The sequence below is a fragment of the Streptomyces sp. NPDC086549 genome, assembly GCF_044746205.1.
Taxonomy (GTDB): Bacteria; Actinomycetota; Actinomycetes; order Streptomycetales; family Streptomycetaceae; genus Streptomyces.
This window is the reverse complement of the sequence record NZ_JBIVBS010000014.1, coordinates 24649-46787: the sequence shown is the minus strand read 5'-3', so window position 1 is coordinate 46787 and position 22139 is coordinate 24649. Positions and strand designations below refer to the sequence as shown.

Annotated in this window: 22 protein-coding genes and 4 pseudogenes; 11 read left to right on the top strand and 15 right to left on the bottom strand. The window is 68.4% G+C overall.

The features are described from left to right. Positions 1 to 120 precede the first annotated feature (120 nt). Both ACIPSA_RS35275 and ACIPSA_RS35270 read right to left on the bottom strand, forming a co-directional pair. Positions 121 to 876, bottom strand: coding sequence for an aspartyl/asparaginyl beta-hydroxylase domain-containing protein (locus ACIPSA_RS35275; protein WP_402642188.1), 756 nt, complete (start codon positions 874 to 876; stop codon positions 121 to 123). Positions 877 to 1275: 399 nt separating this feature from the next. Beyond that, positions 1276 to 1602 (bottom strand): hypothetical protein, encoded by a 327-nt coding sequence (locus tag ACIPSA_RS35270; protein WP_402642185.1) that lies wholly within the window; start codon positions 1600 to 1602, stop codon positions 1276 to 1278. A 26-nt stretch (positions 1603 to 1628) separates the two neighbouring features. Here ACIPSA_RS35270 and ACIPSA_RS35265 point away from each other — a divergent pair, with 26 nt between their 5' ends. Further along, positions 1629 to 2117 carry a copper chaperone PCu(A)C gene (locus ACIPSA_RS35265; RefSeq protein WP_402642184.1) on the top strand — a complete coding sequence of 163 codons (489 nt, stop codon included), beginning with the start codon at positions 1629 to 1631 and terminating at the stop codon, positions 2115 to 2117. A gap of 71 nt (positions 2118 to 2188) precedes the next feature. Here the strand turns inward: ACIPSA_RS35265 and ACIPSA_RS35260 are convergent, their stop codons facing one another. From ACIPSA_RS35260 to ACIPSA_RS35230, 7 genes and pseudogenes are all read right to left on the bottom strand, one after another. Next, the gene (locus tag ACIPSA_RS35260) at positions 2189 to 2842 is read right to left on the bottom strand and encodes a sigma-70 family RNA polymerase sigma factor (RefSeq protein WP_402642182.1); all 654 of its coding nucleotides are present in this window, start codon (positions 2840 to 2842) and stop codon (positions 2189 to 2191) included. A gap of 243 nt (positions 2843 to 3085) precedes the next feature. Then, the gene (locus tag ACIPSA_RS35255) at positions 3086 to 3781 is read right to left on the bottom strand and encodes a hypothetical protein (RefSeq protein ID WP_402642180.1); all 696 of its coding nucleotides are present in this window, start codon (positions 3779 to 3781) and stop codon (positions 3086 to 3088) included. Positions 3782 to 3949: 168 nt separating this feature from the next. Beyond that, the gene (locus ACIPSA_RS35250; RefSeq protein ID WP_402642177.1) at positions 3950 to 4486 is read right to left on the bottom strand and encodes a copper chaperone PCu(A)C; all 537 of its coding nucleotides are present in this window, start codon (positions 4484 to 4486) and stop codon (positions 3950 to 3952) included. After that, positions 4483 to 6777 (bottom strand): heavy metal translocating P-type ATPase, encoded by a 2295-nt coding sequence (locus tag ACIPSA_RS35245; protein WP_402642175.1) that lies wholly within the window; start codon positions 6775 to 6777, stop codon positions 4483 to 4485. Before ACIPSA_RS35245 ends, ACIPSA_RS35250 begins: the two co-directional genes overlap by 4 nt. Next, complete coding sequence (locus ACIPSA_RS35240; protein WP_402642173.1) at positions 6777 to 7028, bottom strand: hypothetical protein; 252 nt, start codon at positions 7026 to 7028, stop codon at positions 6777 to 6779. Before ACIPSA_RS35240 ends, ACIPSA_RS35245 begins: the two co-directional genes overlap by 1 nt. Before the next feature lie 135 nt (positions 7029 to 7163). Further along, positions 7164 to 7694 (bottom strand): annotated as a pseudogene (locus ACIPSA_RS35235) (YcnI family protein); the annotation flags it as partial. A 95-nt stretch (positions 7695 to 7789) separates the two neighbouring features. Next, on the bottom strand, positions 7790 to 8317 hold the full coding sequence (locus ACIPSA_RS35230) for a HoxN/HupN/NixA family nickel/cobalt transporter (RefSeq protein WP_402642171.1): 528 nt from the start codon (positions 8315 to 8317) through the stop codon (positions 7790 to 7792). Here ACIPSA_RS35230 and ACIPSA_RS35225 point away from each other — a divergent pair. Next, positions 8294 to 8458: a hypothetical protein gene (locus tag ACIPSA_RS35225; protein ID WP_402642169.1), complete on the top strand. Its 165-nt coding sequence runs from the start codon at positions 8294 to 8296 to the stop codon at positions 8456 to 8458. The genes ACIPSA_RS35230 and ACIPSA_RS35225 overlap by 24 nt on opposite strands. Before the next feature lie 247 nt (positions 8459 to 8705). On the opposite strand, the gene ACIPSA_RS35220 is transcribed toward ACIPSA_RS35225, so the two are convergent. The 4 genes and pseudogenes from ACIPSA_RS35220 to ACIPSA_RS35205 form a co-directional block, all read right to left on the bottom strand. After that, on the bottom strand, positions 8706 to 9146 hold the full coding sequence (locus tag ACIPSA_RS35220; protein ID WP_402642166.1) for a hypothetical protein: 441 nt from the start codon (positions 9144 to 9146) through the stop codon (positions 8706 to 8708). Positions 9147 to 9473: 327 nt separating this feature from the next. Continuing rightward, entirely contained in the window at positions 9474 to 9932 is a 459-nt protein-coding gene (locus ACIPSA_RS35215; protein ID WP_402642163.1) for a hypothetical protein, read from the bottom strand. Between the two features lie 113 nt (positions 9933 to 10045). Beyond that, complete coding sequence (locus ACIPSA_RS35210; protein ID WP_402642696.1) at positions 10046 to 10459, bottom strand: cytidine deaminase; 414 nt, start codon at positions 10457 to 10459, stop codon at positions 10046 to 10048. Positions 10460 to 10480: 21 nt separating this feature from the next. After that, positions 10481 to 11454 (bottom strand): annotated as a pseudogene (locus ACIPSA_RS35205) (transposase). A 420-nt stretch (positions 11455 to 11874) separates the two neighbouring features. Between ACIPSA_RS35205 and ACIPSA_RS35200 the strand changes: the two are divergent. From ACIPSA_RS35200 to ACIPSA_RS35180, 5 genes and pseudogenes are all read left to right on the top strand, one after another. Continuing rightward, positions 11875 to 12480, top strand: coding sequence for a hypothetical protein (locus tag ACIPSA_RS35200; protein ID WP_402642160.1), 606 nt, complete (start codon positions 11875 to 11877; stop codon positions 12478 to 12480). A gap of 775 nt (positions 12481 to 13255) precedes the next feature. Further along, positions 13256 to 14044: pseudogene (locus ACIPSA_RS35195) on the top strand (IS5 family transposase). Between the two features lie 206 nt (positions 14045 to 14250). After that, positions 14251 to 15042: a GNAT family N-acetyltransferase gene (locus tag ACIPSA_RS35190; RefSeq protein ID WP_402642157.1), complete on the top strand. Its 792-nt coding sequence runs from the start codon at positions 14251 to 14253 to the stop codon at positions 15040 to 15042. Then, entirely contained in the window at positions 15039 to 15263 is a 225-nt protein-coding gene (gene infA, locus ACIPSA_RS35185) for a translation initiation factor IF-1 (RefSeq protein ID WP_010981942.1), read from the top strand. The genes ACIPSA_RS35190 and infA overlap by 4 nt, the downstream gene beginning before the upstream one ends. Positions 15264 to 15827: 564 nt before the next feature. Next, a complete protein-coding gene (locus ACIPSA_RS35180; RefSeq protein WP_402642156.1) occupies positions 15828 to 16505 on the top strand; it encodes a GNAT family N-acetyltransferase in 678 nt (225 codons plus the stop codon). Between the two features lie 158 nt (positions 16506 to 16663). On the opposite strand, the gene ACIPSA_RS35175 is transcribed toward ACIPSA_RS35180, so the two are convergent. Further along, the gene (locus ACIPSA_RS35175; protein WP_402642152.1) at positions 16664 to 17524 is read right to left on the bottom strand and encodes a hypothetical protein; all 861 of its coding nucleotides are present in this window, start codon (positions 17522 to 17524) and stop codon (positions 16664 to 16666) included. 171 nt (positions 17525 to 17695) lie between these two features. Here ACIPSA_RS35175 and ACIPSA_RS35170 point away from each other — a divergent pair, with 171 nt between their 5' ends. From ACIPSA_RS35170 to ACIPSA_RS35160, 3 genes are all read left to right on the top strand, one after another. Further along, a complete protein-coding gene (locus tag ACIPSA_RS35170; RefSeq protein ID WP_402642151.1) occupies positions 17696 to 17884 on the top strand; it encodes a hypothetical protein in 189 nt (62 codons plus the stop codon). Then, entirely contained in the window at positions 17881 to 18558 is a 678-nt protein-coding gene (locus ACIPSA_RS35165) for an IS3 family transposase (RefSeq protein WP_402642149.1), read from the top strand. Before ACIPSA_RS35170 ends, ACIPSA_RS35165 begins: the two co-directional genes overlap by 4 nt. Positions 18559 to 19255: 697 nt before the next feature. Beyond that, positions 19256 to 21742 carry a SpoIIE family protein phosphatase gene (locus tag ACIPSA_RS35160; protein WP_402642146.1) on the top strand — a complete coding sequence of 829 codons (2487 nt, stop codon included), beginning with the start codon at positions 19256 to 19258 and terminating at the stop codon, positions 21740 to 21742. Between the two features lie 92 nt (positions 21743 to 21834). On the opposite strand, the pseudogene ACIPSA_RS35155 reads toward ACIPSA_RS35160, so the two are convergent. Beyond that, a pseudogene (locus ACIPSA_RS35155) lies at positions 21835 to 21978 on the bottom strand (Tn3 family transposase); the annotation flags it as partial. On the opposite strand from ACIPSA_RS35155, the gene ACIPSA_RS35150 reads away from it, so the two are divergent. Continuing rightward, positions 21950 to 22078 carry a hypothetical protein gene (locus ACIPSA_RS35150; RefSeq protein ID WP_402642144.1) on the top strand — a complete coding sequence of 43 codons (129 nt, stop codon included), beginning with the start codon at positions 21950 to 21952 and terminating at the stop codon, positions 22076 to 22078. The pseudogene ACIPSA_RS35155 and the gene ACIPSA_RS35150 sit on opposite strands and share 29 nt — an antisense overlap. Positions 22079 to 22139: the final 61 nt, after the last annotated feature.

The following is a 22139-nucleotide window of genomic DNA, read 5'->3' as shown; positions in this document are numbered from 1 at the left end:
AAGAGAACTTGAGAATGACTGCTCTGAAAACTTTCCTGGGATCGGGAATTCACTTTTAGGGCAGCACTGAAAACCGACGATGCAAAACCGTCGGTTGAATTTTGCAGAACTTTCAGGCGGTCAACTCTCCCCCATCAGTCGCCTGATTTCCGAGATGAGCGCCACCAGCGCCCGCCGTTCCGGAATAGTAGTTTCCGGATGCCAGAGGTCCACGAGGAGGCAGGTGCGTGGACGATCACCGTCATTGCGCGCCTCATGCTCGAAGGAGTAGTCGAAGAGCAGGCAGTGGCCTTCATGCCAGGTGCGGGTCTCACCGGCGACGGTGATGCTGCACCCGTCGGGGATGTCCACGGCGAGATGCAGGTTGATGCTGAAGTTCCACAGGTCGCAATGCGGGGCAATGGACGCACCGGGCAGCAAGGTGGAGAAGTGACTTTCCAGGAGAGGACAGATCTTCTCCGCGTCGACGGCGAATTCTTTGAGCACCTTGTGGGCGGTGGGCACGGCCCCGGCCGATTCCTCGACCATTGCCCCATCGCGGTAGAGGTAGAGAGCCTGCCAGTCCTCCTGCCGGGTCAGATAGTGCTCGTAGTCGGAAAACGCCTCCCGTCGCATCTCCCAGGCCGAGTTCAACTCATCCTTGATGACCGGATGAGCGGATTCCAGCGCATCGACGACGGATGTCAGTTCCGGGTGGGCGTGGGGATCGTGCCACGGAGTGGGAGACAGGCCCGGCAGGATCCATTTGGCTCCCTTCTGGAGCGGATGCCGTGGCCCTGCCCCTCCGGGTTCCAGCATCCGCTCCACCCGGCTGAGGGATTCCGCGCCGTGGTCGCTTCTGATCGCTGCGAACGCGTTCTCTATCTCGGGTGTCATGAGGCCCTCCTGACTGCTGCCGCGACCGTGCGCTCTGCCGCGCCGTCGCATCAGTAGTCGGACAGGCGACCGAGTGAGTTCCCGCGACTTTCGGTCAATGTGCCGCGGCCTCCGTGGAATTGGCGCTTCCGCTCGCCGAGAGGGCCAGGGCGACACCAAGTCGGAGGCTTCGTGCCGATTGGCTCGGCGGCCCGTGCGACAGCCCACCGGCCCCCGACCCGTATGCAACGGACGATGCCACCGGCGCCGGTCCTCGGATGCGCACCGACACCGTGTCTGCGCTCGCCATGGAGCCAGGCACCTCGGTCACGCACGGAAGCCACGCACAGGCCGTGCTGCGCCACGCCCGTTCGGCGGGGTTCCGGTTGTCCCGCCCGCCCACGCTGACCTGGCCACCGCTCACCTGGTGGAGCCCGACCACCGCGCAGGCACCGCCGCGACCCGGCGCGCGGTCAACATCGCCGTACCGGCCGAGTTCGCTACGCCTGTCAGCGCGACGCGCTCCCCTATGCGTACGTCGAGGTGCACGCCCCGAACCTCGGTCGTCGCATCCGCTCGGCAGCGGACGTCACGCAGCCCCACGTCCAGTGCGACCGGATCGTCCGAGGGCCAGGCGAGATACTCCTTGGCGCGACGTGGCCGTCGCCTGATCTGTCCCACGTCCCAGTAGTCGTGCGCCTGGCCCATCAGGTTCCCGGCTTCATCGGAATCGGACCGGGAACTCACGGCCACCGGCTCCCGACTACTTCTACGTGACCTGGAACACCACATGCGTCGTCGCTTTCCTCAGAAGGGCCGCCGGTCCGGTTCTCGCTCCCCTGGCCGCGGGCGGCGGAGCACTGGCTCTGCTGGTCGCCTACACGGCGACCGGGGCCGCCGGTGATCCCCCTCCGAGGATCACCATCGTCGACGCGCGGCTCGTCGCCCCGGCCGGAGCCGCCTCCGCCGTCGCGTACTTCGAGATCCGGAACACCGGTGCCGTCGGCGACACGTTGCTGTACGCCGACTCCCCGGACACGGGGATCAGCATGATCCGTACGACTGGTCCAGGGAGGACCGACCGGGTGCGGTCCGTCCCGGTCCCGGCCGGGGGTCGTGTACGGATGGCCCCCGGAGGTCTCGGCGTCGTCATCCTGGATCCGCCGCCCCTGGCCCCCGGAGCGACGGTCGACTACAACCTCTGGTTCCGCTACGCGGGCAGGGTCGCCGTGCGGACGCAGGTGGTCGCGGATCCGAAGTGACAGGCCAACAGGTGTCGGGCGCCGACGCCGCCTCGCGCAATCGTCCGCGGGTGACGCCGGCTCCGTCACGCTCAGGCCGGTGCGCCGACCGGAACGGGTGCGCGATGAGCGGGCTCCTCCGCGTCCACGATCGGGCCGGGTCTTTCGGCCTCGACCAGCAGTGCCATCAGGGTCATCCGGGCGCGGGCCACGCGGGACCGCACAGTGCCGACCGGGCAGTCACCGAGCCGGGCCGCCTCCTCATAGGACAACCCCACCACCTGGGTCAGAACGAACGCCTGACGGCGTTCGTCGGGGAGTGCGTCCAGCAGGTCGAGGAGCGCAATGCCGTCGTCGAAGCCCGGCAGACCACGGGGCTGAGCCCCTTCCACGGCCGTCTGCCAGTCCTGGGTGTGCGCCGTCCGGGGCCGGACGGCGGCGCGGCGGAAGCTGTCGACGACCGCGCAGCGGGCGATGGACAGCAGCCAAGTACGGGCCGAGGCACGCCCCTCGAACCGGTGCAGGCTGTCGAGGGCCCGCACGAACGTGTCCTGCGTCAGGTCGTCGACGCTCTGGGGGTCCGCCCCCAAGTGGGCGACGTAACGCAGCACGTCGGCGTGCAGGGCGCGCACGAAGCGTTCGGCCGCGTCCGGGTCACCGCTCCGGGCGGCCAGCGCCCAGGCGGTCGCCGAGGCGTCCGCCGAGGCCTTCTGCGGTCGCGAAGCAGGCAGGGCAGAAGTGATCACGAGGTGTCCTTCTCAGGTCATCCGGAGCCCAGGCGATGGTGAGACCACGGTTCTCCGGTGAGTGGGGTGCAGCCGTAGGGGTGGTACGGCGGTGCCCGGGGCTCGTGCGGACTCGTGTGCGTGCAGCAGTGCTCATGGGTTCTCAGGAACCGCTCGCGACACGACCGATGAACTCTTCTGAGGAAGGCTCAGAAGGCCCTCTGAGAGGAAAAAGGAGGGGGAGCCCCAGTGGATCCGGCTGTCTCAGGCGACAGCGGGACCTACGGGCGGCCCCCGGGAGATGATCGCGTAACAGAGAAGGAGTCGTGCCAGGGTCCGACGACCGGAGTCGCGGCGCCTTCGCACGGACGGCCGGCGTGACGGCACAGGCAGGGCGAGCAGCATCCGCAGGGGTGCCACCAGGCGGGCGGCGACGGCCCGCAGGATGCGGAAGACCGCGCGCTCGCCGTACGCGAGCCACAGGCCGCAGAGAACCGCGGCGAGCAGGTGGGCGGCGAACATGCCGAACAGGCCGCTGCCTCCCATGCCGTGCACACCATGCGTGCCTGGCTCCATGTGGGCCACGGAGCCCGCTCCCAGATGTCCCATGCCGACCGTGCCCATCGCGTCCATGTGCATGGAACCCATGTCCATGGAGTCCATGCCATCTGCCATGGCGGACGAACCCGCGTGCGTGCCGGACGCGAGCAACTGCGCCAGGGAGAAGGTCTCGTGGAGCACCGCCTGGGCCGCTATCACGACTGTGACGATCAGCGTGCGGCCGCGCTCACGGCCGGCGAGGCACCATCCGGCGGCACCCGTCCCGGCAGCGCCCGTCGCCATGGCCCACCAGGGCACTGTGGCACCGGACATCATCACGTGGCCGAGGGCAGCAAGCAGCACGCATGCGGCGGCGAACACACCGGCCCGCAGCGTGCGGCACCACCCTCCGACAGTCATGACGCGCTCATCTTCGCACCCGTGGTCCGATCGTTGTCAGAGGGTACGTACAAACACCTGCCCCCGGACTCAACCAGAGCAGAGTGACACACGCCACAGCAGCAGGGCGGGAACTCAACGGGCCTCAGCAGCGACTTCTGGAACATGACGGTTCGATGGCAGCTGCTGCTAGAACGCGATCGTTCCAGGTCGGACCACGACAGCAGGCAGCTTCACCCGGCCGCTGCGGCTGAACGTCAGTGTGAACGACACGAGGTCGCCCGCCCGCCACTCGCCGTCCGCGGCAGTCACCGTCAGGTCCACGCCGCGGGGCGACATCGCGACGCTCTTCCCCGCCTGTATCTCGATCGAGTCGACCGGGGACCGATAGGCCGTAGCTCCGCTCCCCATGCGATGGCGGGCCAGCGTTATTCCGCCGTGAGCATCGGGCGAGGTGACCCCCACCAGACGGTCGGCCGAGCCGCCCTCGTTGGTGATGCGGAAGAACGCCGCCGTCTCGGAGGAACCGGCGGTCGGGAGGAGAACGCGTCCTTCGCTGACGCGTATGCGGGCCGGACTGCCCGCGTTGCCCGCACCGACCCAGGTGGTCAGGCCCGCCAGGGCCAGGCTGGACGCGGCGACGGGCACGAGGACGGCGAGGAGGGTGTCGGTCAGCCACCTGCGATCGGTGAACTGTGCCGACAGGTGGGTGAGGAGCCCGTTCACCGGCGACCGGCCCCCCTCTGACGTCGCTCGCGCGCCGGGGCCGGCGCAGGCCGCCAGGCCCGCAAGCGCAGGCTGTTGCCCACCACCAGCACGGAGCTGGCCGACATCGCGGCCGCCGCCACCATGGGGTTGAGCAGTCCGACCATGGCGAGCGGCACGGTGACGACGTTGTAGCCGAAGGCCCACACCAGGTTGACCCGAATCGTGCCGAGCGTGCGCCGGGCGAGCAGGACGGCGTCCCCCAGGGCTTCGATGTCCCCACGTACGAGAGTCAGGTCGGCCGCGCCGATGGCCACGTCCGTACCGCTGCCCATGGCGATGCCCAGATCAGCGCAGGCGAGCGCGGCGGCGTCGTTCACGCCGTCTCCGACGACCGCGACCCGGCCGCCCTCGTCCCGCAACCGCCGCACCAGGGCGGCCTTGTCCTCGGGCGTGCAGCGGGCGTGCACGTCGTCGATGCCGAGCGTGTCGGCGACGGCCCTGGCGGGTGCCTCTCGGTCACCGGTGGCGAGTACCGGGCGGATCCCGAGCCTGCGCAGCCGGTCCACGGCCCGGTAACTGCCGGGCCGGACGACGTCGCCGACCGCGATCAGCGCTTCGGCCACCCCGTCCACCCGGACGAGGACCGGGGTGTGCGCGGCGGTCTCCGCCGCGACGAGGGCATCCGCCAGGGCGGCCGGCAACTCATCGTCCGGGACGAGCACTTCGACCGTACGGCCCTCCACGCGGCCGTGTACTCCCCGCCCCGGCGTGGCCACGAAGTCCCGCACAGCGGGCAGTGGCTCCTCGGCCGCGGAGCGTCGTGCGCATGCGGTGATGGCCCGCCCCAGCGGATGCTCCGAGCCCTGTTCCACAGCACCGGCCAGGCGAAGGACGATTTTCTGGCCGAGACCGCCTGGAACGGCGGTGACCTGTGCGACGGTCATGTGGCCGCTGGTCAGCGTGCCCGTCTTGTCCAAGACGACTGTGTCGACGTGCTGGAGTGCCTCCAGCGTCTGCGGGCCGCTGACCAGCACACCCAGCTGCGCCCCGCGGCCGGTGGCGGCCATCAGGGCGGTCGGCGTGGCAAGGCCGAGCGCGCAGGGGCAGGCCACGACGAGTACGGCCACGCACGCGGTGATCGCCGCCTGTGGGTCGGCTCCGGCACCGAGCCAGAACCCGAGCACGGTGACAGCGATGGTCAGCACGACGGGCACGAACACTCCGGCCACCGCGTCGGCCAGCCGCTGCGCTCGCGCCTTGCCCGCCTGGGCCTCCGTCACCAGCCGGGTGATGCGGGCCAACTGGGTGTCCGCCCCGACGGCTGTGGCACGGACGAGCAACAGACCGCCGGCGTTCACGGCTCCGCCGACCAGGGCCGAGCCGGGTCCCACCTCGACGGGCTCGCTCTCGCCGGTGACCAGGGACAGGTCCACGGCGGAACTGCCCTCCACCACCCGGCCGTCGGTGGCGGCCCGCTCGCCGGGACGCACGACGAAGACCTGCCCCACCCGCAGCTGTCCGATGGGGATGGAGCGCTCGCCGTGCTCGTCGCGTACGGACACCTCCTTGGCTGCGAGCTCCGCCAGGGATCGCAGGGCGGCTCCGGTCCCCCGCCTGGCCCGCGCCTCCAGGAACCGTCCGGTCAGCACGAACAGGGGTACACCGACCGCGGCTTCCAGGTACACATGCGCCGGCCCGTCCGACGCGGACGGCAGCAGACTGAACGGCATCAGCATGCCGGGATCGCCCGCTCCCCCGAGGAACAGCGCGTACGTCGACCAGGAGAAGGACGCCACCACGCCCAGCGAGACGAGGGTGTCCATGGTGGCCGCCGAGTGGCGCAGCCCGCGCACCGCCCGTACGTGGAACGGCCAGGCGCTCCACACCGCCACCGGGGCCGCCAGCATGAAGCACAGCCACTGCCAGTTACGGAACTGCAAGGACGGCACCATCGACAGCACCAGGACGGGGACGGCGAGCAGCGCGGTGACGATGAGCCGCTCGCGCTCTTGCCGGGCTGCGGCCTCGGATTCGTCCTCGTCACCGCCGCTCCCGTCGCTCTTCTCCGGCGCGGGGGGGTCGGGAAGCGCAGCCTCGTATCCCGCCTGTTCGACAGCGGTGACGAGGTCCTCCGGACGGATGTCCGCCGAATGGCTGACCCGGGCGAGTCCGGTGGCGAGATTGACGGTGGCAGTGACCCCGTCGAGCTTGGCGAGCTTCTTCTCCACCCGCCGCACGCAGGCGGCGCACGTCATACCGCCGACCGTCAGATCCGTGACGACGAGCGGCGCCACCGGTTCGGCTCCCATCACTCACCGCCCCCGTGCATACCGGGCATGCCACCCGTGCCACCGGCGCCCCCGCCCCCGCTGCTGCCACTGTCACCACCGGCGCCGGTGCCGTGTATGCCCGGCGCCACCGGTCCGGCGGCCGTCCCCACGGCGTAGGACACCGAGAAGACCAACGCCAGCAGCAACAGAAACCCGCAGAGCGCGGGCGGGGGCATGAGCGTGCGGGGAACCACGCCCGCGATGTGGGAGGAGTGTCGGGACTCGGCCATGCTCGACCTTCCTGGTCGCCTCGAACCGTCGTACGGCGGGAACCAGTCTCAGCCGTACCGTTCTAGGAGTCGGACGGATGGAGGGCCGAGTTCCGACACGAAATTATGACGTGCGCCACATGGCGGATACGCGTGCTACGCGTCCCCGCCCCTGGTGGAGCGCGTGCGCACGACGGCGAACACGGCCGCGGCCAGCCCCAGTACGCCCACCACGAGGCCGGCGACACCAAGACCCCGTGCAGTCGAGTCGTCGGACGCGCTCGAGTCGGAGCTCGCGGCGCTCGTCGGACGCGCGAACGAGTCCGTCGGCGTGGCACTGCCTTCTTCCGCGCCCTTGGCGGTCAGCTTGAGGACCGGCGCCGGGTTCTCCGGCTCCTCGTTGCCCTGGGCCTCCTCGATCCAGCGGACGGTCTTGCCGTCGGAGTAGCTCTGGAGGGTCTTGAAGGTCAGCTGATCGGCGTCCTCGGGCAGCCGGCCGAAGGCCACGTTGAAGTCCTCGTAGTGGCCGGGCTCGATCTTGCCGCCGGTCCAGGTGATCTCCGAGACGGCATCGGTGATGGTGCCGTCATCGGTCTTGACCGGCGTCTTGAGCTTGGTGTTGGTGACCTTCGCGGTCCAGCCGTCCTGCGGGGAGACGAGCACGCCGAGGACGGGGTGAACAGGCGGATTCCACTGGTCCATGGTGTTTCCGTTGCGCTGTGCCCTGGACGTGCTCTCTAGGCGTGCCGTGGGCTGCGGCGACAGCCGCGGTGTGCCGTCCCTCAGCCGGTGTCGGCGGTGCGGGTGCTCCAGCGCTCCTCGACCTTGGCCAGGCGCCAGTAGGCGATGGCCACGGCCCAGACGACCACGAACAGGCCGACGATGACATAGCCGACGTTGTCCAGGTTCAGGCCCGCGATCCAGCCGGTGACGTCATCACTCAGGCCGAGCTTGTCGTGCAGGACGCCGACCAGCTCGATGGTGCCGACGAAGAAGGCCACCGCGATGGACAGGCCGGTGATCGTGAGGTTGTAGAACACCTTGCGGACGGGGTTCGAGAACGCCCACTGGTAGGCGAAGTTCATGAACGTGCCGTCGGGGGTGTCGAACAGGCTCATGCCGGCGGCGAACAGCAGCGGGAGACACAGGACCGCGTACCAGGGGAGGCCGGCGGCGGCGCCGTTGCCGGCCAGGGCGAGAAGCAGGACCTCGGTCGTGGTGTCGAAGCCGATCCCGAACAGGAAGCCGTGCTGCGCCTGCTGCCGATGAGCGACGACGGCAAGGACGTGGAGATCCTGGCGCTGCGTCATCAGATCACGGTGCCGGAACGCCAACTCGGTGAAGACAGGGTGTGGTTCACTCCAGGTGATCGGCTGTTCCTGGCGGCGCTGCTGCACTGCCTTCCGCGCAACATGCTGCGCCGGGTACGGCTGCTGGTGCGCCGACCGTAGAAGCCATCTTGCATATGCCCGCCTTAGCAGGAGTCATTCAGCAGCAAGATCTCTTCAGTTGATCCCTTTGGTCCCTTCTTCACAGGACCCACGCGCCCACCACCGGTCACCCAGCCCCTGGCCACTCCTGATTCCGCCAAGAATCAGCAAATGAGCACGCAACAAGGGCTGCAGCAACAGAAGAACACAAGACATAGGGATGAGAGTTTTTCCGGACATCAAACTGAGACTCGGCAGCAAGGCCCTTTCAGTCACCGGAGAAGCCCCAGAAGTAGATTTCCTCCGGACGGTCGTAGGAGTCGTGCAGGACCGCGCATCTGCCGAACCAGCGTCGATTGGCAAGCGGTTCTATCGCCTGCACGTGTGCCCGCGTGAGGCGGTCGGTCCCGGCCATCCGGTGAGCCTCGACAGGCTGAACGGGCTGCACGGTGCCATAGTCAGGATCCTCACCTGGCCGCAACACCCTGTGCATGTCCAGGATCGTGTGCGTTCCTTCTTCCTGCACCTGCTCATCCTCCCACAGCTGGCCGAGCGTTGACGGTCGCACCCTGGCCTCGTCAGCGTCGCCTGCGCCCCAGGGATCCCAGTAGTAGTCCTGCCCCTCGAAGACTTTCTGCCTCAGGGCATCCAACGCCGCTCCAAGATCCTCCTGGTAAGGAACGTAGTACTCCCACCCCGACGCACCCACGACAGCCCCGCCTCTGCATCCAGTTCCGACAGCGCAGCGGAAGTTAGCAGCAGCCACTGACAAGCCGCCTCGCCAGGTGCACCCACTTGTTCACGACTTCGGGAGGCGTCGCTCCTGCGCCGGGAGTCGAACAGAGGACGGGAGCGGACAGCACCCTGTGGCGGCGCGTGTGGCCGGAGGACGTTGCTGAAGTTGAACTCGTGATGTCGGCGATGGTGCTCCCGCGAGGGTCGCCGAGAGGATGGAAGTCAGCGGAACACGCTTGGTGACCGAGGGCTGGATCGACGTGGTTGCCGCGGCGCGTGCGTCCTTCGCGGCCTGCTCGGCTCAAGAATCTTCCCTGCCAATTGCATCGGCGTGAACGTACACATCACCCTCGGCGACGTCGTCGACCTCCTCGGCCCGCACGACAGAGAAGCCGGCCAGCCGCAGGATCCCGATCAATGCCGTCTGCATGAGTAGAACGACCTCGGCGTAGCGCTTCCACTCCGGCGCCGCCGGGTCCTGCCGTTCTGCCACTGCCCGCATACCGGCTTCTCCCAGTTCTGGGGCGCTCCAGCGGACGTAGAGGCCTCCGGCGTACTCACCCTGGCTGTCGACTTCCACCCCGACGCCGGGCTGTTTCGGCACTCCCGGACGCTCGACATACGCGGGAAGACCGGCGCGGTGGAGTTCTCGGCAGACCCGGCCTGCCAGGTCGTACCCAGCGGCGATGACTTCCTCCGAAGCATATGGGTGACCGTGTGCCTTAGCTTTGGCTCGACTCTCGAGGTCTATGTACGTCACTTACAGGTCATTTCATTTGGGCAGTCTGCGGTAGCAGATGAGCGTGGCGGCGAGGGCGGTGAAGGCCAGGAAGTGGCTGGCCTTGCGGTGCCGGCCCGTGCTGAGTGTCGTGGTTACTCAGCGTCGAGCTGGTGGTCGGCCCAGACGTAGCTTTCGGGCAGCAAGTCGGCGATAGGGACGGTGCGGACGCGGTCGCCTTCGCCAACGATGACTTTGAGGGCGGGGAAGTAGTCGAGAAGGACCTGACGGCACCGGCCGCACGGGGGGACAACCCCCCGGTCGCGGTCGCCCACAGCGACGATTGTGTCAAGGTCGTAGGCGCCCTGGGCGGCTGCCGCACCGATGAGGACCAGTTCCGCGCATGGTCCTCCCGTGAAGTGATAGGCGTTTACCGCCGTGACAATTCGGCCGTCCCGGGCGCGGGCGGCGGCTGCCATGGTGTGGTTGTCACCCCGGCAGCGAGTGCGAGCCACATGCGCCGCGGCCCGGATGAGCTCGTGATCGATGTGGTGGGTCTGCGGGGTCATCTTCTCTGCCTTCGCCAAGTGTCAGGCGATGTTGACCCGGGTGACGATGGTGCGCAAGCGAATATCGGCGGTGTGCTTGTTCCGCCAGATGATTTAGCGGCGGATCATGCTGCCCTGCTCCTTGTGGCTGGCGTGGTCGGTGCCGTCCAACGTGAAGTAGCGCAGGGCAGTGAACTAGGGTTCGATGCGGTTGAGCCAGGAGCTGCTGATCGGTGCGTAGGCGTATTCGACGTTGTTGGCAGCAGCCCAGTCACCGACGCGGGTGTCCTTCTTCGTGGTCAGGTGCGGGGAGTAGTTGTCGAGCACGACTGCGATGCGGATCTTGGGCGGGTAGAGGCTGCGCAGATAGCGGCAGAACTCCAGGAACCGCGGGCGGTGCTTCCTAGGCTTGATGTGGCCGTACAGCTTGTCCTTGCCCAGGTCGTAGGCGGCAAACAGGTGCCGGACCCCGTGGGGGCGGGTGTAGGTCGCCCGCCTGCGGGGCCGGGGTTCCCGGTCGGGGTCCCCGCGTAGTCGGGGTCGCGGGAGGTCTTCCAGGTCGTTATGCGTCGAAACGAGACGCCTTCCTCGCGGAGCAGGATACGCAGGCCCTCGTGGCCGATGTCGTCGACGACCCCCTCGGCAACCAGGAAGGCGGCCGGCTTGGCCAGGCTCCCGGTCGAGAACGGCAGGCCGTGCTCGGCGGGCTTGGACTTGGCGATCTTCTTGATCTCCCGGCGTTCGGGGAGGGTGAAAGTCTTGGGTCGGCCACCCTTGTACTTCGGGTAGAGCGCCTCGAAGCCGTCGGTGTTGAAGTTGTGGATCACATCCCGGACCCGGTCCGCGCCGGTGAACGACACCTCGGCAATCTTCACCACGGGCATGCCCTGGGCGGACAGCAACACCATCTGCGCCCGACGCCAGGTCACCACCGACCCCATACCTCTACGGATGATCCGCAACAGGCGCTGTCCCTCGTCGTCATCGATCTCGCGGACGCGTACTCGGTCTGCCACCCAGACAGCCTGGCGACACCGCGCCGTCCGGACCAGCATCCGAACCGCGCGTCATCCCTCAGCGCAGCCGCCCTGAAGTACGCCCTGGACACCACCCTCGAAGCCATCCCCCACCTCATGATGCGTCTTCGGAAAGACGTCACCTCCGGCGAGCGCCACGGTGTCCCGGCTTCGGCTCGCTGTTCGGGCTTAGCGGCCCCCGAGCCCGGGCGCACGGTCCACCTGGCGGCTTCTCCACGCACCCACCGCACCACTGCGCCGACCCAGGCCGTGTCGAGGACGTTTACCTGTGGACTCCAGTGAAAGAGTCGAGTCCCACGTACCGCCAAACGACCGGCCGAGCCCCGCGCCACGAACGACATACCTCACCTGGCCGCAGCCGGCCATCTCCGATGCCATCACCGGAGCAGGAGCACGCCCATGCGATTTTACGCCCAGACACCGGCACGTCGGAGCCGTCAGGTGTTCGCGGACCTGATCGCCGTGGCCCTGATGGCGGCCGCGGTGAAGTTCGCCCTGACTGTCCACGACGCGATCATGCGGCTGGCCGAGCCGGGACGGAAGGCGCAGAGCGCGGGCGACAACCTCGCCTCCGGGCTCGATGACGCGGCCGAAGCGGCTTCGAAAGTGCCACTCATCGGGGGCTCCCTCAAGAAGCCGCTCCAGTCCGCTGCCGGCGCCGGCACCGCTCTCTCCGATGCCGGACAGTCGCTGCAGCACATCGTGGGCCAGGTGGCCACCCTGACCGCACTCGCCCTGATCATCCTGCCGGTGACCTTCGTACTGGTGTTGTGGCTCCCCCCACGCCTGCGCTGGATCAGGCGCAGCGCCACCACCCGACACCTCTTCGACGACATCGGAGGCGCCGACCTGCTCGCCCTCCGCACCCTCACCGGACCGCAGCGTGACCTCGTCGCGGTCGCCATCCCGCCGGGCGGCCTCGCCGATGCCTGGCGCCGCGGGGACCAGCAGGTCATCTCCGACTTGTCCAGCGTCGCACTCAAGCGGGCGGGCCTGCGGCCCTGACGAGCGGAGCGGGGAACTGTCCCACCGCGCACCGGACACTTCGATCCGCAGGGTGACAACGCAGGCACGGGTATCGCGTATCGCCCGTGTCATCGAGTGCCCGATGGCGGGACGAGTTCGAGTCCGGGGGTGAGCGTCCAACCCTTGCCCGCTCGCGCTGACGGAGTCTCAACGGCCTGGACAGGCTCATACACACCACCACCCGACCACGCGCCCCAGGGCAGCTTCTTGGCCTGGCTCCCGTCGTGCATCGCTACGGTGTCCCCCGACCCGAATACCGCAGTCAGACCACGGCAGGTGCTGCCCCAGGACCGCGCACCTCGGCTGCTGAACGTCTTCGCTGCCCACTTCACTCTCTCCGATGTGCTCTTGTCCGGTCTGCTGATCGGGCCTGCGGCGGGCCTCTGATGCGGGTGCGCCTTGACGATCTGGTGAAGATTCGTGGTGGTGCGCTTCGCGCTGGCGGTACTCGGGAAGGCGCCCTGACACCTGATGGGATTACTTGCCAATGCTTTGGGCATTCGACTCCGAGCATGATCCCCCGGGCAGGTCCTAGTCGCGACGCGGTCGCGTGATCGGCCCCAGGCCCCTCGATATTCGCCCCCGTGCCACGGAAAAGGGGACGCCGCCCCATGCGCCGCGCCGTATCAGTGGCTCGTGCGTTGCAGGATAGTCATCAAGCGTCTGCAATACGCGACTGCGTCGTAGACGCCTCCGAGCGGCTCCGGAATCTGTTCAACATCGTTCGGCGGGTGTGACGACTCGGCCGTGGAACGTGGACGATGATTTGTGGGCGCTGATCGAACCGCTGCTGCCGCCCTGGCCGAAGGGGGCGCCGGGGCCAAGGCCAGTGGATGATCAGCTCTGTCTGCAGGACGTCCTGTATGTCCTGCACCAGGACATCGCTCGGCAATTCCTCCCGCTGGAGCTGGGGTTAGGGTCCGGGCAGACGTGCTGGCGGCGCCTGGCCGATGGCAGCGTGCGGGAGTCTTCGAGCGGTTGCACCGGATCCTGCTCGCCGAGCTCGACGCGGCTCGCGAGCTCGAGTGGACCCGCGCGTGCGTAGACGGCTCCCACGTGCGCGCGAAAAAGGAGGGACCCCGCGACCGGTCCGTCGCCGGTCGACCGGCGGAAGACGGGCAGCAAGCACCACCTGATCTGCGACGGCAAGGGCACTCCGCTGCACGTCATCACGACCGCCGCCAACGTCAACGACATCACCCCGACCCTCGACCTCGTCGACGGCATCCCTCCCGTCGACGGACGACCCGGTTGGCCCCGACGGGGGCCGGAGTGCCTGCTGGGCGACAAGGCGTACGACTCGAAGGCTGTGCTCGGTGAGCTGCGACGCCGCCGCATCCGGGCAGTGATCTCCCGCAAGGGCTCCTCGAACATCAAGGGCCTGGGCAAGCTCCCCTACGTCGTCGAGCAGGCCTTCGCGCCGCCCCACCAGTTCAAAGGCCTCGCGGTCCGCTGGGAACGACATACCGAACTCCACGACTCCTTCCTCTCGTTGGCTTGCAGTCTCATCTGCTGGAGACGCCTCAAGAAGACCGGATCATGATCGCGTTACGGGCTCATAGGAAAAGGTTTTGAGCGAGGCGGCGCCCCGCTGCTAGTTTCGTGGTGGACCGTGAAGTCGTCGTATGGAGGTGAGCCCCGTGAACACAGTTACCCATGGGTGCTCCCTCAACCCGTCACGGTCCGGCGGCTGACCTTCGGTGTCGCCAGGAGCGCCTGAGATCGAGGCACTCCTGGAAGGAGACTCCGATGAACACGAAGCCTTTCACATCTGGCCTGAGCGAGAACGCGGTGATGATCACGCGCGTCGCGGACAGGCAATGGCATGCACTGGATGACGACCTGGTGGTCGGCCGCGGGCATGCGGAGCACCGGTCCGACGGACGCTTGTTCGTCAGCATCGACGCCTGGCACGACGCCACCTTCGACCGGCTTGCCGAGGCGATGCTGGCGGAACTGCCGACGCCGCTGTACACGGTGGTCGACGAAGCCGACGTCGAGCTGACGGCCGGCTGGCGGCGGGCCGGTTTCACGATCCGGCGCCGCGAGTGGGAGTACGCCGTGCCGACCGAGCCGCGGGTGACAGGGCTCGAAGCAGTCCTGCCGCCTTCGGGCGTGACGATCTTGCCCGCCGGTCGGGCGGACGAGACTCTGCTGCGGGCGGTGGACCGCGCGATCCGTGACGAAGTCGAGGCGACCGTCGGGTGGCAGTCGATGCCAGCGGAGGTAATTCCGCGCCCCGAAGGCGACACCATCGTCGACCCGTCGAAGTACGCGGTGGCCGCGGCGCCGGACCGCTACCTGGGTCTGATCCGGGTGGTGACGGTGAACCGGCCGCGCATCGGGCTGGTCGCGGTCCGGGCCGGCGAGCAGCGCCGCGGCATCGCGCGGGCGTTGCTGGCCCACGCGCTGGGGACGCTGCACCGCTCCGGGTTCGCCGCGGCCTGGACCGAAGTCCACGAGTCCAACCAAGCAGCCTCGGCGTTGTTCGAGGGCATCGGCGCCCGGCCGATGAGCAGCAACCTGGAGCTGGTGCGATGACGAAGAACAAGAACGTCATCGAAGTCGAGGGCAAGGTCGTCGAGTGCCTGCGCAGCGCCATGTTCACCGTGGAGCTCGAGAACGGCCACCAAGTGCTCGCGCACATCAGCGGGAAGATCCGCAAGAACTACATCAAGATCATGCTGGAAGACCGGGTGCTGGTGGAGCTCCCGCCGTACGACCTGACGCGCGGCCGGATCGTGTTCCGGTACCGGAACTAGCGGCGGTCGGCACCTTCCGCGGTAGCTGATCCTGGGGCCCCGGTCACGGCGTTTCCGTGACCGGGGCCCGATGATGGCTCGCACGGCCGCGGCGGCCACCCCTCCAGCCGCCACCGGCACGTCCGGCCCGAGCCGAACCCCAGCTCCAGGGGCGGCAGTTGCCAGGCGATGTCGTAACACATCCACCGACAGCCCCTCCCGCCAGCGCGGCACCATGATTGCCCCGACCATCCGCACCGGCTGATCACCGGCCACCGTCGGCTCCACCGGTTGCTTTGTGACCGATACCCCGACCGAACTGGACGTCTCCGCGACCACCTCGGCCACTGTCTCCCGCGTCACCCGCAACCGCGACCACGTCTCCTGCTCGGCCTCCAGACGCGCCGTCAGCTCCGCGATCTGCGGCTCAAGTGCCTCCACCCGCGCCCGGGCAACCGCCTCCCGGGCCTCCAATTCCTCGAACAACGAGCCCATCAGAGTTGCCTCCGCTCACGTTCCCTTCAGAGGAGCCGCACCTCGAATATGTGATGCGCGCCGTGCTGGCCGGCCCCTAGGGTTGCGCCCATGCCGATGACTGCCTCGCCTTTGTCTGCATATCCCCCGTTGAACATGCAGGTGCACACACCCCGTCTGTCCTTGCTGGGGGCGACAGATGAGCTCCTGGAGCGCCTGGTCCCGACGGTTCGCAAGGGCGTGGTCACGCAGCCCCCGTGGCCCTTCGACGATCCGATGTCCCTGTATGAGGACAGCCCGGAGCGCGAGTGGGGCTGGCTGCAGGCGGTGTGGCGTGGCCGGGGCCGGGTCAGCGCGAGCTTTTGGCGTCTGTACTTCGTCGTGGTCATCAACGGCGAGCCGGTGGGCATGCAGGATCTGATCGGCACCGACTTCGCCACGTTCGGTACGGTCCACACCTTTTCCTGGCTCAGCCCGGACGTGCGGGGCGGCGGCTTGGGCAAGGAGATGCGGCAGGCGGTGCTGCATCTGGCCTTCGATGGGTTGGGGGCCCGTGAGGCGAGCAGCGATGCCTTCTTCGACAACCACGCCTCGAACCGTGTCTCCCAGGCTCTGGGGTACGTGCCGAACGGCGTCACCTGGGACACCCGGCGTGGCGAGCCGGCAGAGATCAAACAGTGGAGACTGACCCGCGAGCAGTGGATCAAGCGGCGGCGCGACGACATCCATCTCGTCGCCGTTGGCGACTGCCTACCCGTGCTCGGGATTGACCCGCCACCAGCTGACTGATCACCAAGCTACCCGGAGAAGACCCGTCTTCTCCTCGCGTGGGCCGCCGGCGTCGCCTTCGTCTGGATCGACACCAGAGCCGACTACCTCACAACATGATTCAAGATCTTCCCAGCGGAAGAGCTGCACCCAAACGGGATGGTGCACCAAACGTGTGGTCACCGTCGGGAGAGCGTACGGGCAAGGCCAGCAGCGATGGTGGTCGCCAGCACCCATCCAGCGGCAATCAAAGCCGCTGCCAGCCACTGCTGCCAGCCGGCCGGACGGAAGGCCTCCTCCTGTCCGAACCCCACGACAGGCACCAGCAGGTCCAGCGCGTAGAGGAAGGAATTGAACGGCGGCGCTTCGTTTGCCTTCACCGCCGGCGGATGATGGACACCAAAGGCGATGGAGGCGATCAGCAGTAAGAGCAGGAGCCATCCTGCGGCACGGACGGGGCGGTAACCGTAGCCCACCGTCCAGTCTTGGACGTGGCCCCAGACACGGAGAGCGGCTGGCTGGCTTCTGCGATGACGACGGCACTTGGCCAGCAGGACCCCACGCGCTGCGACGTCATGTCCGTGACGGGAGTAGGTGGCGGCGAGCTGCTCGTAGGGCTGCGGCAGATATCCGAGCGTCTCCTTGCCCAGCCAGGCAAGCCGGCCCTGGAGGGGCAGCGCTGTCTCCAGGTGGTCATACACCAGCCCGTCCAACCGCAGATCGTCAGGCCAACGCGCGGGGACATCAGCAAGCACCTCAACATGGGCATGCCGAAAGTCGACAGGGCCGCGCAGCAGCGTGCGGTCATCAGTCTTGACCGAACTGGCCCTGATCTTCTTCAGCGACAACGAGCCCACCATGGTCGCGCCCGCCAGACACAGCGCTGATGCAATGCGGCTGCTGGTGAGAGAGACCCGGCCGTGAGAGACGAAGCCCTCGCAGCAGTCGAGTGCGCCGCCGACCGTCAGCCCCCAAGTGGTCAGGGTGCTGCCTGACCGATTGGTCAGGCGGGCCTCGTGAAACTCGACACTGGCGCCCACGGTGGCGTCGATGAGGACGATTTGTCCTTCCGAGGTCAGGCCGCCGAAGTAGATCCGGCCCAGGACGTGGAGTCGGCGCGCTGACAGCGTCTCGCCTACCGGGTTGTGTAACCGGGCCCTGGCGAAATCGACCGAGCCTTCAATGCGCGCGTCCTCCAGGATGACTTGTCCGTGAGCGGAGAAGCCGGAGGAGGCATCAAGGTCGGCAAGCAGGCTGGGGTCGACAACGGCGAACGGGACGGACTGACCAGTAGCGAGCGCGAGGAATTGGCCCAGCTGCGGCGGGAGAACCGGCGCTTGCGGGAGGACGTGGAGGTCCTCAAGCGGGCCACAGCCTTCTTCGCGAAGGAGACCCGGTGAGCGTGCACCCGTTCATCGAGGCGGAGAAGCAGGCAGGGCACAGCGTCAAACGGGCGTGCGAGCTGTTGAAGGTCTCCCGTGCCGCCTTCTATGCCCACCGCACCGGCGCCTTGGGGCCACGGGCAGTGCGCGACGCGCAGCTGACCGAGCAGATCACCGTCGTGCACGAGCAGTGCCGTGGCACCTGCGGTGCCCCCGGCGTCCACGCTGTCCTCAAGCGCGAGGGCACGACCTGCGGCCGCCGACGTGTTGCACGGCTGATGCGGGCCGCCGGGCTCACTGGCCGGCACCGTAGACGACGACATCGCACCACCATCCCAGACCCGCATGCCGGCACCCGCCCAGACCTGCTCCTACGCGAAAGCGATCGGCAGTGCGACCAGGACGAGAGCCATCCGCGCGCTGACGTAGGTGAAAGCGGCTGTCGGCGAGAGGTCGGACCAGAAGATGCCCACAACAGTCGACGCGGCATGGTTGCCGAGCGAGACGGTGGCGAGCGAGCCGAAGGCGGATCCGTGCAGGTCCTTCGGGGCGAGCGCGGCGACAGCGTAGGACTACGCGGTCTCCATGGCCCCGATACCGATCCCGGCCAGGACGAATGGGGCGGTGAGGAACGCAATCGCGGACCCGTGCTGCTTGGCAGCCGGCCACGACGGCGGCCCAAACAGACGTGATCATCAGCCCCGGCATGGCGCTGGCCCATACAAGGACGAACGGCAGCAAGACCATGAGCACAGTCAGCACGGCGTCGACGGCGCGGATCCGGCCGGATCCGGCCGGATCCGGCCATGGGCCACAACTGGTGCAGGACGAGGTCGGTGCGGGCACCGGTACCACAGCCGACACCCCCGAGGCGGACGATCGCTTGTCCGGGTGGGCGGCGAGGCGGGCTAGCCTGCCGTGGACATCACCCGCGGGGCTGCGTGGCGGGGACGCGGACAGAGAGCGGCGGCTGCGGGGACGAAACGGCCCAGCCGGTACTCGTCGAGACTGTCGGCAGTCGCTTGGCCCAGCAGGTCGGCGGGTCACCGGCTCGAGCGAAGAAGGTGGCGGCAGAGACTTGCCGCCGACAACGCGGCCGGCCAGCTCGTACCGCTTCCCGCATTGACGTCCGAGCCGAGCCGCCGGGCGGCAGCACCGCGCTCCGCCCGCCCCAGGCCTCGGCGACGACATGCACGCCGTAACTGGACTCGATGATGCCACTCGGCCCGCGGCACACGTTCCCACTGTCGTCGGCGACAAGGAGATGGATCTCGGTCCCATTCTGCGGCGGGCGGCACCTCGACCCGCCGTCGCCGGCAGACAGAGCCGCCCGGCTACCGCGGATCCGATCGCTTGCGCAACATCAGCATCAGGCGGACTCTGGACCTGATGAGGCAGGCCGGTGAGGGCGTCATGAGCTACGCGGGACGAGCGATCGGGGACGCCGAATTCCGTGGCCCACTGGACGTGACGAGGGCTGCCACATTCGTAGTCGACGCCCAGGACATCGTGATCGGCTGGAGCAGCGCGGCACAGGAGCTTCTCGGATACCGGCCGGCCGAGATCGTCGGGCGTCCCGTGGGCATGTTCCTGTTGTCCACAGCCGAGACCCGGCCCGGATCGCCATCCACATCCGAAGTCGAGTCCGAGTGCTACGCCGAACCCGTACACTCCTCCGCCTCGGCCGAGCAGCCCACCGGTGCGTCGGTCCTGCCCTTCCCGAAGCGCGACGTACAGGTCGCCGTCCACCGTGACGGCCACCGTTTGCGACTCGTCACCGCGGCCTGTGACCTGTCCGGGACCGGACCCGGGCAGCGGGTCCTCGTGGCGGCCGACCGCGGGCGGCTCGGGGAGTGGGAGTCCCGGCTGGCCATGCTGGACGGGCTGGCCACCCAGTCGCCCCTGGGCTTCGCCATCTACGACACCCAGCTGCGTCTCGTCTGGTGCAACGCCGCCTCCGAGGCGGAGCTTGGGCTGCCACTCGGCGCGGTCCGGGGCCGGCTGGCCGATGAGCTGTACCCGGGCGGGAGGTTTGTGACACCGGGCTACCCGGAAACGCTGGGCGAGGTCATGTGTCAGGTGCTGGACACCGGAGAGCCGATCATCGACCTGCACTTCCGCGGACAGCAGCCCAGCGACCCCGGGAAAGACCACGTGTGGTCCTGTTCGTACTACCGGCTGCAGGGCCCGGACGGCCAAGTGCTCGGGGTGTGCGAGGACGCGTTCGACATCTCCGACCGACACGAGGCCCAGCGTCAGCTCAATCTCCTGGTCGAGGCCGGCCGTCGCCTCGGTACCACGCTGGACGTGATCGCCACGGCGGACGAGCTGGCCGCGGTGGCGGTTCCCGACTTCGCCGACCTCGTCGACGTGGACCTCGCTCCGGCCGTACTGGACGGTGAGATGCCGGACATCGGGGGCCCGGCGGGCATCGAGCTGGTCCGCGTATCCTCCCACTCGGCCGGACCTGCCGGCCCGGCGGACCCCGTGGGGTCACCGAGCCGCCGGCCGCATCCGGTGGAGTACGCGAGCGGCTCGCCGCAGCACCGCAGCCTCGCCTCGGGCGGGCTCGCGCTCGAGGACGGCACGCTGATCGTGCCGCTGCGCGCCGGGGGCAGCGCCCTCGGCCTCGTCACGTTCGTACGCCACAGCGGGTCGGGGATCTTCGACAAGGCTGCCGTTGCGGTGGCGGACGAGCTCGCCGCCCGGACCGCGATGTCCATCGACAACTCCCGCCGCTACACGCGCGAACGCACTGCGGCCCTTACTCTTCAGCGGCAGCTTCTGCCGCAGTACCTCCCGCCGAACTCAGCGGTCGAAGTAGCCCATCGCTATCTGCCGACGGACGATCTGAGCGGCGTGGGCGGCGACTGGTTCGACGTCGTCCCGCTCTCGGGTGCGCGCGTCGGGCTCGTGGTCGGGGACGTCGTGGGGCATGGGCTCCACGCGGCGGCCACCATGGGACGGCTGCGTACGACCGTGCGTGCCCTCGCCCCCATGGACATCCCCCCTGACGAACTCCTCAAACGGCTGGACGACCTCGTGGTGCAGTCGGCGGAGGCCGGTGCAGACCCTCACGGAGCAGCCGATGACGATGTCGCGGCGGGGGCCACCTGCCTCTACGCGATCTACGACCCTGTGTCCCAGCGCTGCACCATGGCACGCGCAGGCCACCTGCCGCCCGCGATCGTGGAGCCCGGCGGGCGCGTCAGCTTCCCGGACCTGCCGGCCGGCCCACCGCTGGGCCTTGGCGGGCTGCCCTTCGAATCCCTCGAGGTAGAACTGCCCGTAGGCAGTCTGCTGGCCCTCTTCACCGACGGACTGGTCGAGTTGCGCGACCGGGACATCGACAAGGGACTGGAAATACTGGGGAAGGCCCTCAGCAAAGACGCGAGTTCCCTGGAGGACCTCTGCGACCGCGTCATCTCCGAACTCCTCCCCGGCAGCACCACCACGGATGACACGGCTCTCCTGCTGGTCCGCACCCGCAAGCTCGACAGCCGCAGCGTCGCCGCCTGGAGTCTGCCCGCTGAGCCGGTCTCCGCCGGACGCGCGCGGGAGCTGGTCGCCGACCGGCTGACCGACTGGGGCCTGGAAGACCTCGTGTTCTCCACCGAGCTGGTTGTCAGCGAGTTGGTCACGAACGCCGTCAGGTACGCCGAGGGTCCGCTGCTCCTGCGGCTCATCCGTGACCGCACCCTCGTGTGCGAGGTCGCGGACGCCAGCCACACTGCCCCCCACCCGCGCCACAGCGCGGACGACGACGAAGGCGGGCGCGGGCTGCTCATCGTTGCCCGGCTCGTCCTGCGGTGGGGGACGCGTTACAGCCGAGAGGGCAAGTCCATCTGGACGGAACAGGAGCTGTCCCCGGACTGACTGGCGTCCGCGTGTGTCAAAGGCGGCAGCAGCCTCGCTCGCCCTGAACGCGGCGGAAGAACGCCCGCTGGCGGTGACTCGACCCACGCCTCCTCGCGGCCGAACATCCGCAGCTGGTCGTACGCGCGGACCTGCCCGGTCACCAGCGAGCCGGCGACCCGCAGCATGTCCGGCCAGTGCGTGGTGACCTTGGTCAGGTTCACCTTGTTGCGAGTCAGGTCCTCCAGCGGCCCGTACCGCTACCTGTTCAACATCAAGGCAGGCGGCCCCGGTCAGGGCCTGCGCCCCTTCCCGGACCCGGACGCCGTCGAGGACGACGCCGACGACGAAGGCTGAGCGCCTGTCAGTACCCGCTTCTAAGCCTGGACAGCGGCTTTCGACTTCTTGGAGGTGCTGG

Bases quoted from the DNA above. Each gene is read 5' to 3' on its own strand.
- ACIPSA_RS35245 (WP_402642175.1), bottom strand. From the start codon at position 6,777: ATGGGAGCCGAACCGGTGGCGCCGCTCGTCGTCACGGATCTGACGGTC.
- infA (WP_010981942.1), top strand. From the start codon at position 15,039: ATGACGAAGAACAAGAACGTCATCGAAGTCGAGGGCAAGGTCGTCGAG.
- ACIPSA_RS35230 (WP_402642171.1), bottom strand. From the start codon at position 8,317: ATGACGCAGCGCCAGGATCTCCACGTCCTTGCCGTCGTCGCTCATCGG.
- ACIPSA_RS35190 (WP_402642157.1), top strand. From the start codon at position 14,251: ATGAACACGAAGCCTTTCACATCTGGCCTGAGCGAGAACGCGGTGATG.
- ACIPSA_RS35255 (WP_402642180.1), bottom strand. From the start codon at position 3,781: ATGACTGTCGGAGGGTGGTGCCGCACGCTGCGGGCCGGTGTGTTCGCC.
- ACIPSA_RS35275 (WP_402642188.1), bottom strand. From the start codon at position 876: ATGACACCCGAGATAGAGAACGCGTTCGCAGCGATCAGAAGCGACCAC.
- ACIPSA_RS35240 (WP_402642173.1), bottom strand. From the start codon at position 7,028: ATGGCCGAGTCCCGACACTCCTCCCACATCGCGGGCGTGGTTCCCCGC.
- ACIPSA_RS35210 (WP_402642696.1), bottom strand. From the start codon at position 10,459: ATGACCCCGCAGACCCACCACATCGATCACGAGCTCATCCGGGCCGCG.
- ACIPSA_RS35180 (WP_402642156.1), top strand. From the start codon at position 15,828: ATGCCGATGACTGCCTCGCCTTTGTCTGCATATCCCCCGTTGAACATG.
- ACIPSA_RS35200 (WP_402642160.1), top strand. From the start codon at position 11,875: ATGCGATTTTACGCCCAGACACCGGCACGTCGGAGCCGTCAGGTGTTC.
- ACIPSA_RS35160 (WP_402642146.1), top strand. From the start codon at position 19,256: ATGAGGCAGGCCGGTGAGGGCGTCATGAGCTACGCGGGACGAGCGATC.